11 protein-coding genes are annotated in these 14324 nt (G+C 32.8%); 6 read left to right on the top strand and 5 right to left on the bottom strand.

The window, feature by feature from the left end:
- Positions 1–43 precede the first annotated feature (43 nt).
- Both der and C1S72_RS05395 read left to right on the top strand, forming a co-directional pair.
- Entirely contained in the window at positions 44–1348 is a 1305-nt protein-coding gene (gene der, locus C1S72_RS05400) for a ribosome biogenesis GTPase Der (RefSeq protein WP_104734621.1), read from the top strand.
- Between the two features lie 90 nt (positions 1349–1438).
- Positions 1439–4246 carry an outer membrane beta-barrel protein gene (locus C1S72_RS05395; protein ID WP_104734620.1) on the top strand — a complete coding sequence of 936 codons (2808 nt, stop codon included), beginning with the start codon at positions 1439–1441 and terminating at the stop codon, positions 4244–4246.
- A 13-nt stretch (positions 4247–4259) separates the two neighbouring features.
- On the opposite strand, the gene C1S72_RS05390 is transcribed toward C1S72_RS05395, so the two are convergent.
- The 5 genes from C1S72_RS05390 to C1S72_RS05370 form a co-directional block, all read right to left on the bottom strand.
- Positions 4260–5078, bottom strand: coding sequence for a TPM domain-containing protein (locus C1S72_RS05390; RefSeq protein ID WP_104734619.1), 819 nt, complete (start codon positions 5076–5078; stop codon positions 4260–4262).
- Positions 5078–5515, bottom strand: coding sequence for a TPM domain-containing protein (locus C1S72_RS05385; RefSeq protein WP_104734618.1), 438 nt, complete (start codon positions 5513–5515; stop codon positions 5078–5080). Before C1S72_RS05385 ends, C1S72_RS05390 begins: the two co-directional genes overlap by 1 nt.
- Before the next feature lie 5 nt (positions 5516–5520).
- A complete protein-coding gene (locus C1S72_RS05380; protein ID WP_104734617.1) occupies positions 5521–6120 on the bottom strand; it encodes a LemA family protein in 600 nt (199 codons plus the stop codon).
- 69 nt (positions 6121–6189) lie between these two features.
- Positions 6190–6519, bottom strand: a complete 330-nt coding sequence (locus C1S72_RS05375; protein ID WP_104734616.1) for a MerR family transcriptional regulator — start codon at positions 6517–6519, stop codon at positions 6190–6192.
- Entirely contained in the window at positions 6519–7490 is a 972-nt protein-coding gene (locus C1S72_RS05370) for a M23 family metallopeptidase (protein ID WP_104734615.1), read from the bottom strand. The genes C1S72_RS05375 and C1S72_RS05370 overlap by 1 nt, the downstream gene beginning before the upstream one ends.
- Before the next feature lie 130 nt (positions 7491–7620).
- On the opposite strand from C1S72_RS05370, the gene alaS reads away from it, so the two are divergent.
- From alaS to C1S72_RS14420, 4 genes are all read left to right on the top strand, one after another.
- On the top strand, positions 7621–10233 hold the full coding sequence (alaS, locus tag C1S72_RS05365) for an alanine--tRNA ligase (RefSeq protein WP_104734614.1): 2613 nt from the start codon (positions 7621–7623) through the stop codon (positions 10231–10233).
- Positions 10234–10265: 32 nt separating this feature from the next.
- Positions 10266–11216 carry a GSCFA domain-containing protein gene (locus C1S72_RS05360; protein WP_104734613.1) on the top strand — a complete coding sequence of 317 codons (951 nt, stop codon included), beginning with the start codon at positions 10266–10268 and terminating at the stop codon, positions 11214–11216.
- 81 nt (positions 11217–11297) lie between these two features.
- Positions 11298–11825: a DUF6252 family protein gene (locus tag C1S72_RS05355; protein WP_104734612.1), complete on the top strand. Its 528-nt coding sequence runs from the start codon at positions 11298–11300 to the stop codon at positions 11823–11825.
- Between the two features lie 587 nt (positions 11826–12412).
- A complete protein-coding gene (locus C1S72_RS14420; protein WP_104734610.1) occupies positions 12413–14296 on the top strand; it encodes a tetratricopeptide repeat-containing sensor histidine kinase in 1884 nt (627 codons plus the stop codon).
- Positions 14297–14324 lie beyond the last annotated feature (28 nt).

Raw genomic sequence — 14324 nt, 5'->3', positions numbered from 1 at the left:
AATCATAAGCTTATCATTATATTTGCATCAAATTTTATAAGTAATGAGTAATATCGTAGCCATAGTGGGAAGGCCAAATGTTGGAAAGTCAACATTCTTCAATCGTTTAATACAACGTCGTGAAGCAATAGTTGATGCTGTGAGTGGTGTCACTAGAGACCGTCATTATGGTAAGAGTGACTGGAACGGCAGAGAGTTTTCTTTAATTGATACCGGTGGCTATGTAAAAGGTAGTGACGATATTTTTGAAGCTGAAATTGACAAGCAGGTTGAAATTGCTATCGATGAAGCTGATGCAATTATTTTTATGGTCGATGTGGAAGCAGGGGTTACTGGAATGGATGAAGATGTTGCTAGATTATTGAGAAAAGTAACAAAACCTGTGTTTTTAGCTGTAAATAAAGTTGATAATGCTAAACGCGCTGAAGATGCTGTTGAATTTTATTCGCTTGGTTTAGGAGATTATTATACTATTGCTAGTATCAATGGTAGTGGTACAGGTGATTTACTGGATGCGCTTGTTGAGGCACTTCCAGAAAAAGAAGAAGTTGAAGAAGAAGAGCTACCTCGTTTCGCCGTTGTAGGGAGACCCAACGCTGGTAAATCATCATTTATAAATGCCTTAATTGGTGAAGATCGCTATATCGTTACCGATATTGCAGGAACTACACGAGATGCTATAGATACAAAATACAATCGTTTTGGATTTGAATTTAATTTGGTTGATACTGCTGGAATTAGAAAAAAATCCAAAGTCAAGGAAGATCTTGAGTTTTATTCTGTTATGCGAAGTGTTCGAGCCATTGAGCATTGTGATGTGTGCCTACTAGTTTTAGATGCCACCAGAGGTTTTGACGGTCAAGTTCAAAATATTTTTTGGTTGGCAGAACGTAATCGAAAAGGTATTGTAATTTTAGTCAATAAATGGGATTTAGTTGAAAAGGATAATAAAACAATCAAGGAATTTGAGAAATATATAAAGTCTCAAATAGAACCATTTACCGATGTGCCTATTGTATTTATTTCTGTTTTGAATAAACAACGTATTTTTAAAGCTATTGAAACGGCTGTTGAAGTTTACAAAAACCGTTCGAAGAAAATTAAGACGAGTAAACTCAATGAAGTATTGCTTCCGCTTATTGAAAATTATCCACCACCTGCATATAAAGGTAAGTTTGTGAAGATTAAATACATTATGCAATTACCTACACCCCAACCACAGTTCGCGTTTTTCTGTAATTTACCACAATATGTCCGAGACCCTTACAAGCGCTTTCTTGAAAATAAGTTGCGCGAACATTTTGATTTCCATGGTGTTCCGGTAAGCGTTTATATGAGAAAAAAATAACACAACTTTATCTTTTTTTTAAGAAAATTCATACGAAAATCGATTTACCTTCGTTTTTCAGAATAATCTTAATCAACCATCAATCAAAAAATGAAGTATCTTTTTCTGATAGCAACTAGCTTTTGCATAACTTTTACTTTTGCACAATCCAACAATTTTAAAATTTTCGGTAGTATTAAATCGATTGACGAGAATTCACCTTTAGAATCTGCTACAGTACATGTTGAGAGAGTTCAAGATAGTTCAGTTATTTCATATACCATTACCAATAAAGAAGGGGAGTTCCAATTGGAAGATAAAACCAATGACAAATCAGTAAATCTTTATATTTCATATGTTGGTTATAAAACATATTACAAAAAGGTTGAGCTAAATAAAGAAACCATAGATTTAGGTGTTATTGAAATGGAAGTTTCAAATGCGCTTGATGAAGTCGTTATCAAATCGGCTGCTCCAATCACTATTAAAAAAGATACATTGGAGTTTAATGTGAAATCGTTCAAAACCAAAAAGGATGCTACTGTTGAAGATTTATTAAAACAGTTACCAGGTGTTGAAGTCGATGATGAAGGAAAAATAAAAGTCAATGGCAAAGAGGTTAATAAAATACTTGTTAATGGAAAACCATTTTTTGGTGATGACCCAACAATTACCACTAAAAACCTAACAAAAGATATTATTGAAAAAATTCAGGTTGTTGATACCAAAACAAAATCTGAAGCCTTCACAGGTGAGACGGTAGATGGTGAGAATAAAACTATTAACCTGACTATAAAAGAAGAAAATAATAAAGGTGTTTTTGGTAGAGTAGCTGCAGGAGGCGGAACTGATGAGCGTTATGAAATGGCAGGAATGCTTAATTATTTTGATAATGATCAACGAATAAGTGTTTTGGCTGGGGGTAATAATATTAATTCGCCTGGTTTTAGTTTTGGAGAAATTAGAAAAATGTTTGGGGGTGGTTCTAGCATGTCTATGTCAAGTAATGGCTCTTTTACTATTGATGGTCGTTCATTTGGAGGTGGAGAAGGTATTGTGAAGTCACAAAATATTGGAGCTAATTATGCTGATGAGTTGAGTGAAACCACAGACATATCTGCAGACTATTTTTATTCAGGAAGTAGTTCAGAAAACAAACGAGCAACCCAAAGAGAGAATATTTTGCCTGATTCAAGATATTTCACAAACTCGTTATCAAGTACATACAATGACAATGATAATCACAGTGCAAATATGGGGTTTGATATTGAAGTAGATTCTACTTTTTTAATAAATATAGATCCATCCTTTCGCTATTCAAAAAGTAAAACCACTTTTGATAATTTTGAAGAATCATTAAATGATGAGCGTATATTGACCAATGAATCAAATACAAATTCACTGGTTGAAAACGATGCCAAAAATTTCAGAAATAATTTAAATGTTACTAAACGATTTGGAGATAAAGGTGCATTTGTGAGAGTTAGTTTAACAAATGAAATTAATGCGCGTAATTCAGATGATTTTTTGACTTCGCAAACAAATGTTTATGGAGAAGATGTGAACAATCCTAATAATCCAGATTATGTCTTGATAGACCAAGTGATACGTGACCAATACACTGATGGCGAGGGTGGTGTGAGTAATTTTAGATCAGATATTAGATATCGATTGCCTATTATTAAAAAAGAGTTTTTCATCAATTTTGACTATGATTATAGTAGAGACAAAAGCACCGATAGGAAAAGTACTTTTGATAAAGACGCTAATGGTGAATACAGTATATTTAATGATGATTTGAGCACGGATTTTGAGTATTTAAATGAAAGCATGACTCCAGGTGTGAGTTTAAGTTATCGTAAGGAGAAATGGTCAGCTAGAGCTGGATTTGATTATATTTTTAGAACACTCGAAAATGTCGATTTATTAAGACCACAATTAAGTATAAAACGACGTTTTGAAGCTACAGAATTATGGTCTAGCTTTAATTACAGGTTCAACCCAAAAGCTTCACTGTGGACAGGTTATCGTTTAAATAACACACCGCCACAGTTAGAACAATTACAGCCATTTGCTAATGTGTCTGACCCATTGAACACTATTGTAGGTAACCCAAACTTAGAGCCATCCAACAACCATAGAATCAGCATGGGGTTTAACGCGTTTGACTGGCAAAAACGAACGGGGTTTTATAGTTATGTAAGTGCTACATTTATTGAAAACCAAGTGGTGTCTAAAACGACTATTGATGAAAATTTTGTTAGAGAAACAACTTATGCCAATGTAGATGGGAATTACAGAGTAAATGGAAATTTGGACTACAGTAAGGATGTTAAAGTAGATAGTTTACGAACAATTAAGTTTGGTGTAGGTGCTTTTGCAAATTTAAATAAGAGCATAAATTTCAATAATGATGTTATGTATGCAAGTAAGGTGAGATCAATTTCACCAAGCGCAAGTTTAACGTTTACTTGGAAGGATATACTTGAAATTAGACCAAGATACCGTATTACGTTCACTACAAATAAGTATGACATTGATGACTTTGAGGATAGAAAGTTTTCTTATCATGATTTAAATATTAAAACAGCCTTATTTTTACCTAAAAATTTTGAATGGCGAAATGATATACAATATAACTACAACCCAAATATTGGTCCAGGATTTCAAAGTAGTGCCTGGTTTTGGAATTCTACGTTAGCGTACTCTGTTCTTAAAAACAATGGAACTGTAACTTTAAAGGTCTATGATTTATTAAATCAAAACACTAACGCACGAAGAACGGCTACACAAAATTATATTCAAGATTCGCAAAGTACTGTATTAGAACAATATTTTATGTTGAGTTTTAGTTGGAAATTTAATAGTTTGGGTAAAAAAGGAGAAACAGGTGGTAATGATGTTTTCTTTTTTGATTAAAAATAAAAGATTGCTACCAGCCACCAGAGGCACCTCCGCCTCCAAAGCCACCGCCTCCAAAGCCACCGCCGAAACCACCACCAAATCCTCCGCTTGAACCACCACCAAATAGTCCGCCTCCAGAACTTCTACCATAACTACCACGACCCATATTGCTTAATATAATGGCATCTAAAATACTTATACCTTCATGTTTTTTACCACCAGAGCCGCCATTATTTCCACCTCTCCGATTTTTGGAAATTGCAATCAGGATAATAATAAATACGATAAATAAGAAGAAGAAAAAACCTATTGGAAATCCATTAGAAGAAGATTGTCTCGAGCCTTGATACTCGCCAGTCATAACTTCAAAAATAGCATCAGCACCTCGATTCAATCCACCGTAATAATTATTTTGTTTAAAATAAGGGATTATATCATTGGTTATGATTCGTTTTGATATAGCATCTGATAAAAGATGTTCAACGCCATAACCAGTATTTATAGCAATCTTACGATCATCTTTTGCCAATAGAATGAGTATGCCATTATCTTCTTCAGCTTGACCAATTCCCCATTTTTCTCCCCATTGTGCGCCTAAATAATTAATGTTCTCGCCTTTAGTTGAACTTATTATAGCAATAACGATTTGTGTAGACGTCGTATCAGAATATTTTATCAGTTTCTCTTCAAGGCTGTTCTTTTCTGAAACTGATAATAAATCAATGTAATCATAAACAGAGGTCTGTTCTTTTGGTATTTCAGGAATTTCATATTGCGCATATAAAGTGCTTGTTGAAAAGTAACCCAAAAAAAGCAACCAAATTAATAAGTTTTTAAATAACGCCATTAACCTTTTGATATATCATTAGGAAGTTCATTAGTATCTGCTTGATGCCATGGAAAATAAGTTTCAAGTACTTTTCCAGCTTTTAAAACACCATTAATTAACCCTTGTTTAAAATCACCTTTTTTAAATTCTTTTAATATGGCATCACGAGTCGTATCCCAAAAATCACTTTCAACAACTTTGTTTATACCTTCGTCACCAAAAATCACGAAAGTTCTATCTTCTACTGCTACGTAAATTAGTACACCATTTTGCTGCTTGGTATTATCCATTTTTAACATATGAAATACTTCCTTTGCACGATCAAAAACATCTAATTTTGTAGAGTTTTCTATATGCACACGTATTTCACCAGACGTGTTTTTTTCAGCTTGACGAATAGCAGAAACGATGTCTTGTTCTTCTTTTGCTGTTAGGAAATCTTCAATTTTTGACATAAGGTTTATTCAAAATCAAAATCTACATCAGGTGCATTCTCACTTCCAGGATCTGCCTTATATCGTGGCATGTCATCAAAACCAAATAATCCTGCTAAAAGGGTTCCAGGGAATTTTGAAATATGCTTGTCATAAATATTGACTTTTTCATTATAGCGATCTCTGGCAACATTTATGCGGTTTTCAGTACCTTCTAATTGTGCCTGTAGTTCCAAAAAGTTTTGATTGGCTTTAATATCAGGATAACGTTCAACAGAAACTAATAGTTTTGATAGTGCACCACTTAAACCACTTTGAGCTTGTTGGAATTGGGCCATATTATCGGCTGTCAAATTACTAGCATCAATTGTTGTTGAAGTTGCTTTGGCACGAGCCTCAATAACCTCACGAAGTGTTGTTCTTTCAAAATCTGCTGCACCTTGAACGGTTTTCACAAGATTACCTATTAAGTCATTCCTACGCTGATAAGAACTTTCAACATCAGCCCATGCAGTTTCTGCATCAGCTTGGTATTCAACTGCAGTATTGTTAAATCCAACTGCCCATGAATAAAGAGCAAAAGCAATTACGGCAATAACGATAACTGGGATTAACCATTTTTTCATAATATTAAGTTTTGAATGTTAGTGTTTTTTGTAAGTAACTATTAATAAGTTGACAAAATCAATAAAATGTTACAACTGTTCTTTGATTTTGATTAGCTGTGCTTTGACATCTTCTAGTTTACTGATGATTTCAAAGTTATTTAGTGTTTGCTGTTTCTCTTCTTTTAAATGAATTTTTGCGCCTTCCAGAGTAAAACCACGTTCTTTAACCAAATGATAAATAAGTTTAAGATTTTTTATGTCATCAGGTGTGAACTTTCTATTGCCCTTTGCATTTTTTTTTGGTTTCAGTACATCAAATTCCTTTTCCCAAAATCTAATTAATGACGTGTTTACGTCGAAAGCTTTGGCTACTTCACCAATTCCGTAATATCTTTTTTCTGGTAGTTCTATATGCATTAGTCTAAAGATTGGTTTTCTAAAGTTGCCTTTTCTAGTAGTTCATTAAATTCTTGTGGTGATAAACTACCATAATAAAAATTAATAGGATTGATACGTTGATCGTCTTTGAAAATCTCATAGTGTAGGTGAGGAGCTTCTGATCGACCTGTACTTCCTACAAAACCAATTAAATCACCGCGTTTAACTTTTTGATTTTTTCTGACATTGTATTTATATAAATGCCCATAAAGACTCACATAACCATAGCCATGATCAATTCGAATGTGTTTTCCATATCCAGCCGAATTACTATCAGCTCTGGTTACAACACCATCGCCAGTGGCATAGATTGGCGTGCCTCTTGGTGCAGTAAAATCCATTCCCCAATGCATTTTCCTCACTTTTGTGAAAGGGTCGTTTCTCATGCCGTAACCAGAAGCCATTCGTGTTAAATCTTCATTTCTTACAGGTTGGATGGCTGGTATGGCGGCCAATAACTTTTCTTTTTCTTCGGCCATTTTGGCAATTTCATCAAGAGATTTTGATTGTACTACAATTTGTTTTTGAAGGATGTCTAATCGCTTACTACTCTCAATAATGAGTTTCGAATTGTCAAATCCTTCTAAATATTTGTAACGATTTACACCGCCAAAACCTGCTTTACGTTGTTCATCTGGTATAGGATTGGCTTCAAAATATAATCTGTAGATATTATTGTCTCTATTCGCTATGTCTTCTAAAACTAATTGTGCTTCGTCCATTTTTCTATTAAGCAATTCATATTGTAATTGCATATTAGATAATTCACGTTTCAGAGCTTTTTCTTTAGGCGATTCAACATACTGACTAGTAATAAAAACTGTAAGAAAACCAAATAAGGCAGCAGCCAGTATAAAAACTGATATGTATTTAAATGTACGTCCTTTTTTGCGCTCTATTTTTCTATAAGAAAGCGTTTCAGAATCGTAATAATATTTTACCTTACTCATTGGCTAAATTTACTATTTTTGCAGATAACTATTACTAATAAGTAGTTTTTCTGACAAGTAAACTAACAAATATAAAAATAGTTTAGCACTTTACGGAATTTTAACACAAGCTTGAAACACAAACTCATACATGAAATCCCAAGATATACGTTCAACATTTTTGAATTATTTTAAAGATAAGCAACATGCCATTGTGCCTTCAGCACCTATGGTGCTTAAGGATGACCCAACGCTTATGTTTGTTAATTCAGGAATGGCACCTTTTAAGGAATATTTTTTAGGAAATGCCGAGCCTAAAAACAATAGAATTGCAGATACGCAAAAGTGTTTGCGTGTTTCAGGAAAGCATAATGATTTGGAAGAAGTGGGCTATGATACCTATCATCACACATTATTTGAAATGTTGGGAAATTGGAGCTTTGGCGATTACTTTAAAAAAGAAGCGATTGCTTGGGCCTGGGAATTGTTAACGGAAGTATATAAAATTAATAAAGACATACTATATGTAACCGTTTTTGAAGGCGATAAGGAGGATAATATTCCCATGGATCAAGAAGCTTACGATTTTTGGAAAGAACTCATTTCTGAAGACCGTATTTTAATGGGGAATAAAAAAGATAATTTCTGGGAAATGGGAGATCAAGGTCCTTGCGGTCCTTGCAGTGAAATACATGTTGATATTCGTTCAGAAGAAGAAAAAGCCAATGTTTCTGGAAAAGATTTGGTAAATATGGATCATCCTCAAGTGGTTGAAATCTGGAACCTTGTTTTTATGCAATACAATCGTAAAGCCAATGGCTCGCTTGAAAACTTACCGAATAAGCATATTGATACAGGAATGGGCTTCGAGCGTTTATGTATGGTTTTACAAGGTGTGAAGAGTAACTATGATACTGACGTATTTACACCAATCATTCGTGAAATTGAAACCATTTCCGGGAAAGATTATGGGGTGTCTAACAAAGTAGATGTTGCAATAAGAGTTATAAGTGACCATGTACGTGCAGTGGCTTTTTCAATTGCTGATGGACAATTACCAAGCAATACAGGCGCGGGTTATGTGATACGTCGAATTTTACGTCGTGCCATTCGATATGGATTTACATTTTTAGACCAAAAGGAACCATTTATATATCGTTTAGTTGATGTGCTTATTAAAAAAATGGGATCAGCTTTTCCAGAATTAAAAGAACAAAGGCAACTTATTGAAAATGTAATAAAAGAGGAAGAAGCTTCATTTTTAAGAACATTAGATCAAGGCTTATTATTACTAGACAGAATTATTACGCATTCCAATTCAAAAGAAATTTCTGGAAACAAAGTGTTTGAATTAAAAGACACGTATGGTTTTCCTGAAGATTTAACAGATTTAATTCTTCGTGAAAACGGATTTACCTATAATCATGAGGAGTTTAGTAAAAAATTAAAGGAGCAACAAGAACGAGGCAAGCAAGCCTCTCAATTAAAATCCGATGACTGGACGGTTTTAATTAATGATGCCGATCAGGAATTTATTGGATATGATGCTTTAGAGGCCAATGTGAAAATTACCCGCTATCGTAAAGTGACCTCAAAAAAAGATGGCGATATGTATCAACTGGTTTTTAATCTGACTCCGTTTTATGCCGAAGGAGGTGGTCAAGTTGGTGATAAAGGCTATCTTGAGGATGCAACAGGAGATGTAATATATATTGTTGATACCAAAAAAGAAAATAACGTAATCATTCATTTTACGAAAAGCCTACCTAAAAATATTCAAGGAAACTTTAAAGCTATTGTAGATGAGAAACAACGTTACCGAACCGAGTGTAATCACACAGCAACGCATTTATTACACCAAGCTTTACGTGAAGTTTTAGGAACTCATGTTGAGCAAAAGGGTAGTGCAGTGCATAGTAAATATTTGCGTTTTGATTTTTCGCATTTTTCAAAAATGACGGTTGATGAACTCCGCGATGTTGAAAACTTTGTAAATGCTAGAATTGCTGGGAAATTACCTTTACAAGAACAGCGTAACATTCCAATGGAACAAGCTATTGAGGAAGGAGCCATGGCATTATTTGGCGAAAAATACGGTGATACCGTTAGAACGGTTCGATTTGGTCAATCTATAGAGTTATGTGGCGGAACACATGTGAAAAACACTGGCGATATATGGTATTTTAAAATTGTTTCAGAAGGTGCAGTTGCGGCTGGAATACGCAGAATAGAGGCCATAACAAATGATGCGATGAAAGATTATTTTGAGGAAGGTTATAAAGTCTTTACGAACATCAGAAGCATGCTTAATAACACTAAAGAACCCGTAAAAGCACTTCAAAATTTACAAGAAGAAAATAGTAATTTAAAAAAGCAAATTGAAAATTTGCTGAAGGAAAAAGCCAAAAACCTAAAAGGCGAACTTAAAAACGAATTGACAGAGTTTAATGGAATTCAATTTTTAGCAAAACAAGTTGATTTAGATGCTTCAGGTATAAAAGATTTATGTTTCGAATTAGGAAGCCAATATGATAATTTATTTCTTTTGTTTGGTGCAGAAAATGACGGTAAAGCATTATTGTCTTGCTATATCTCAAAAGAATTAGTTGCTGAAAGGAACTTGAATGCTGGACAAATAGTTAGAGAATTGGGAAAACATATCCAAGGTGGTGGAGGTGGTCAGCCATTTTTTGCTACAGCTGGTGGCAAAAATCCTGATGGTATCAAAGAAGCTTTAAAAGCAGTTAAATCTTATCTTGATTAATTGCCATTTTGAGCTTGTCTCAAGTTAATATTATGAAACTACAAACCCAAATACCCTTAAAACCACAGCGGCATAATCAAATTGATTATCACTCCAAAATAATACTGTTTGGGTCGTGTTTTGCAGAGAATATAGGTGAGAAATTAAATTATTTTAAGTTTCAGCAGCTACAAAATCCGTTTGGTATTCTATTTCACCCACTGGGCATTGAGAAATTGATTACTAATGCTATTAATAAAAAAGATTATTCTAAAAATGATGTTTTTTTTCACAATGAGCAGTGGCATTGTTATGATGCTCACTCTAGATTGAGTAATTCATCAAAAGAAGATTTAATAGAAGAACTAAATAATCAAATCTCTCTTACAAATTCGTTTTTAAAAGAAGCATCACATATTATCATAACACTGGGTACGGCATGGGTTTATAGAAATTTAGAAACCGATAACATTGTGGCTAATTGTCATAAAGTATCTCAAAAACAGTTTGTAAAAGAATTATTAACTGTTGATGATATTTCGGAATCACTTAAAAGTATTGTGGCATTAATAAAAAGCGTCAATTCTAATGCTTCGGTGATTTTTACACTGTCTCCAGTTCGTCACATTAAAGATGGATTTGTTGAAAATACCCAAAATAAAGCACATTTAGTTGCAGCTATTCACCAAGTAGTAGAACCAAGAAATCAGATATATTATTTTCCTTCATATGAAATCATGTTAGACGAATTACGTGATTACCGTTTTTATAAGGAGGACATGTTGCATCCTAATACGCTTGCCGTAAACTATATTTGGGAAAAGTTTCAAAATGTTTGGGTTTCTAATCAAGCTACAGAAACTCTTCAAAATATTGATGCTATCCAAAAACGGCTTTTACATAAGCCATTTAATCCTAATTCTGAAGAACATCAAAGATTTCTAGAGGATTTAAAGCAGAAACAGATCCATCTACAAAAGGATTTTCCCCATATCGTATTTTAAAAATACGTAATTCATCGTATTGTTTTCATTTTCATATTGTTGCAATTTTGAACCATTATTAACAATAAAATATTATCAACAATGAGAACTTTAAAACAATTTATGTTATTAGTAGTAGTAACTTCAATGGTGTCATTAACATCATGTAAAAGTGATGATGATGGTGGAGATCCAGGTAGCGTTGGAGCTGCTTCAGGTACTATTTCAGCTAAAATTAACGGAAACCAATTTACATCTTTAGAAATCACATCATTTGCTAATATGTCTTCAGGAGGTGGTCAAACAACATTAATTCTTCAAGGGAACACACAATCTCAAGCTATTAATATTATAATCAATGGTTATGAAGGTGTTGGATCTTATGAAATTTCAGATGACAATGTGTTTATTGTAGCTTCTTATATTGAGCCTAACATTAGTGACCCTTCAAATACACAAACGTGGTCAGCACCTTTTCAAGATTCGGGAGTTATTGGTGAAATAAATATTTCAGAACAAACAGAAACAAAGGTTAAAGGAACCTTTAATTACGAATGCAAAAACAGTAACGACGGTTCTGTAAAAAATATAACAGATGGTTCGTTTAACCTAACATTACAAACAACCTAAATCAGTCTGAGTTTGTACGCAATACTTGAAAATCTTAACAAGCAATAATTAAATCTTGTTGTTGAGATTTGTTGATTAGGCGTGATGACCAGACAGTTATTACGCTTAATCTTTTTTAAAGGCAGTTTATCGAAAAATTAATTTTCATGTCACTTTAAATCGTAAATTTATTATGCTATTAATCAATATATAAAGAAACATCAATTTAATAGACTGTGTAAAAACAGTTTATAATTGGTGTTTTTTTGCTTAATACCTTCATCAAGATGTACTTCAATGTTATTATTATTACGCTTGTAATCTTTCTTGTAATTACTTCAATATTTAAATTTTTTCAGATTCTTAAAGATGTCAATACAAGAAATCAGAGTTTTAATGTTTTAACAAATAAACTATCTGATCAAATTCAATTACAAAGTTCGCTTAAACATAGAGTAAAATTATTGGATAGTTTAAACGTGTTTATGTTTAAGCAAGTTTCATTTATATTTAAAGAATTGATGGATTTGCAAAAGAGTTTATTATCCAATAACTATTAAGTCAATAAACATTTTTTGTTTATTATTAAATATGTAAAAGCTAACCACATGAAACAACGTATTTATTTTGTCTTACTTTTTTTTACCCTATCATTATCATATTCGCAAAACCGAGCGCAAGTTCTTAATGATTCAGCTTTAGATATTTATAAAGGTGATCATCAAAAAGCCATTTCAATTTTAGAAGAAGGGTTGGTAATAGCTCAAAAGGATAATGATAAAAAAGAAATAGGACGTTTAAAAAACAGTTTGGGCGTTGTTTATAGAGATTTGGGAACTTTTGATAAAGCAAAAACACTTTCGCTTGAAGCCTTAAATTATACTAATGATTCCATAATAAGTGCTTCAGCTTATAATAATATTGGCGTAGTCAACAGAAATTTAGGGTTGTATGATGAAGCAATTGAATACCTTATAAAAGCATTGAGTATCTATGAAGTAAAAAATATGCGTCGTGAATCTGCAACTACTCATAACAATATTGGAATAGTTTACAGTTTCAACAATATATATGATAAAGCTATAGAATACCATTTGAAGGCCAAAGCTGATTTTGAAAAATTGGATGATAAAAAAGGTATTTCTGAAGTATATAATAATATTGCTATTATTTATGCTAATGAAGGAAATCTAACAAAAGCATTGGAATATTTTCAATACTCTTTAAAAATAGAACAAATCTTAAACGATAAAAAAGGCATTGCTGAATCGGCAAATAATGTGGGAGCTGTTTATTATTATATGAGTGAAATTGATTCTGCTCTTGTCTATTTTGAAAAATCCGCCACATTAGAAAAAGAAATCGGAAATTTTGCAGGTCTTGGAGCTAGTTACAACAATATCGCACAAGTGTTACTGGAGTATAACAGAGTACCACAAGCTAAAAAGTATATTGATAGTGCTTATACTACTGCTAAAAAATATAAAGTCGCTACAGATATTGAAATGGCTTTAGAAAATTATTCGACTTATTATTCAGCCAATAGTCAACCTGAAAAAGCATTAATTTACTACAAAGATTTCACCGCTTTTAAAGACAGTATTCATAATCAAAATACTAAAAACAAAATTGCTGAATTGGAAATTGAATATCAAACCGAAAAAAAAGAAAAGGAAATTCTTGCTCAAAGAGCTGATTTGGCTGAAAAGGAACTTGATTTAAACAGGAAAAACACACAAGTAATTGGCTTGATAATTTTGGCTGTGCTTTTATTTATTTTGAGCTATCTGTTTTACAGTCAGCAAAAACTAAAAAACAAACAATTACAGCGAGAAAGTGAATTGAAAGAAGCATTGGTGAAGATTGAAACACAAAATAAACTTCAAGAACAACGCCTTGAAATTTCAAGGGATTTGCATGATAATATAGGCGCGCAATTAACCTTTATAATTTCGTCTTTAGATAATTTAAAGTACGGGTTTCAATTACCAGAAAAGTTGAGTAATAAATTAGATTCTATAGGTCGCTTTACAACCTCCACTATTCATGAATTGCGAGATACCATTTGGGCAATGAATAAAAATGAGATTACTATTGATGATTTACAAGCCAGAATTTCAAATTTTATTGAAAAGGCAGATAGAGCCTCTGAAAAAATAACGTTTTCATTTCACACAGAAAACGTAAATGATACTATAAAATTTACTTCAGTTGAAGGCATGAATATTTATAGGATTATCCAAGAGGCCATTCATAACGCTGTAAAATATGCAAACCCAACCGAAATTACTGTAAAAATTCAAGAGGTTAACAATGCGGTAGTCATACAAGTAATTGATAATGGAAAAGGTTTTGATATAGAAACGGTCGAATTTGGTAATGGTCTAAACAATATGAAAAAGCGAGCACATGAATTGGAAGCAGAGATAGAAATAAACTCCAACCCTAAACATGGCACTTCAATAATTGTGAAAAAGGCTATAAATAAGTAAGGCTTTGTATTGTTTAGTAAATTCGTTT

The organism is Hanstruepera ponticola, assembly GCF_002940745.1.
Lineage (GTDB): Bacteria > Bacteroidota > Bacteroidia > Flavobacteriales > Flavobacteriaceae > Hanstruepera > Hanstruepera ponticola.
Note: the sequence above shows the minus strand (reverse complement) of the source record. Positions and strands in the feature narration are given on the sequence as shown.

What these genes read in the sequence shown, in the direction of transcription:
- C1S72_RS05395 (WP_104734620.1), top strand. Translation starts at nt 1,439, where the DNA reads ATGAAGTATCTTTTTCTGATAGCAACTAGCTTTTGCATAACTTTTACT.
- C1S72_RS05375 (WP_104734616.1), bottom strand. Translation starts at nt 6,519, where the DNA reads ATGCATATAGAACTACCAGAAAAAAGATATTACGGAATTGGTGAAGTA.
- C1S72_RS05390 (WP_104734619.1), bottom strand. Translation starts at nt 5,078, where the DNA reads ATGGCGTTATTTAAAAACTTATTAATTTGGTTGCTTTTTTTGGGTTAC.
- alaS (WP_104734614.1), top strand. Translation starts at nt 7,621, where the DNA reads ATGAAATCCCAAGATATACGTTCAACATTTTTGAATTATTTTAAAGAT.
- C1S72_RS05380 (WP_104734617.1), bottom strand. Translation starts at nt 6,120, where the DNA reads ATGAAAAAATGGTTAATCCCAGTTATCGTTATTGCCGTAATTGCTTTT.
- der (WP_104734621.1), top strand. Translation starts at nt 44, where the DNA reads ATGAGTAATATCGTAGCCATAGTGGGAAGGCCAAATGTTGGAAAGTCA.
- C1S72_RS05370 (WP_104734615.1), bottom strand. Translation starts at nt 7,490, where the DNA reads ATGAGTAAGGTAAAATATTATTACGATTCTGAAACGCTTTCTTATAGA.
- C1S72_RS05355 (WP_104734612.1), top strand. Translation starts at nt 11,298, where the DNA reads ATGAGAACTTTAAAACAATTTATGTTATTAGTAGTAGTAACTTCAATG.
- C1S72_RS14420 (WP_104734610.1), top strand. Translation starts at nt 12,413, where the DNA reads ATGAAACAACGTATTTATTTTGTCTTACTTTTTTTTACCCTATCATTA.
- C1S72_RS05360 (WP_104734613.1), top strand. Translation starts at nt 10,266, where the DNA reads ATGAAACTACAAACCCAAATACCCTTAAAACCACAGCGGCATAATCAA.
- C1S72_RS05385 (WP_104734618.1), bottom strand. Translation starts at nt 5,515, where the DNA reads ATGTCAAAAATTGAAGATTTCCTAACAGCAAAAGAAGAACAAGACATC.